Below are 548 nucleotides of genomic sequence, written 5' to 3' on the forward strand. Positions count from 1 at the left end.
TAAATGTGCGCGGGTGATACCCATACGTTTAGGATACTCGTTCTTTTCACCTTCGTTGACCACGACATCGATGTAACCTTCACCCACGATAGGATTGGCCATCTGGGTGATTTGATAGCCTTTAGGCAAATCAGGGTAAAAGTAGTTTTTACGGTCAAACGTATTAAATAGACCCAGCTCAGCATTGACACCGATACCGAATTTTAAGGCACGATCGACCACGCCAGCATTTAGTACTGGTAATACGCCAGGCAGACCCAAATCAACGATACTAGCTTGGCTGTTTGGCTCATGACCGAAGTCAGTTGGCGCACTTGAGAATATTTTACTTTCTGTATTTAACTGGCAGTGAATTTCGATACCGATGACCACTTCATAGCCATCAACAAATAGCTCTTTACGCACGGCATGCTCGCGGACGGCATTGTTATCAGTAGTAGCTGTACTCATTATACCGTCTCCTTTGCGATGGTAGAGTGTTGTAGATGATGGTCTGTATGCTGCTGGAACAGATGCGCAGTCGTGAGCAATTGACTCTCTTGCCAGTG

Annotated in this window: 1 pseudogene; it reads right to left on the bottom strand. The window is 45.6% G+C overall.

Going from position 1 to position 548, the window contains the following annotated elements:
- A pseudogene (gene gatB, locus ACS8FC_RS20170) lies at nt 1-450 on the bottom strand (Asp-tRNA(Asn)/Glu-tRNA(Gln) amidotransferase subunit GatB); the annotation flags it as partial.
- Nucleotides 451-548: the final 98 nt, after the last annotated feature.

The organism is Psychrobacter sp. 1Y4, assembly GCF_051847555.1.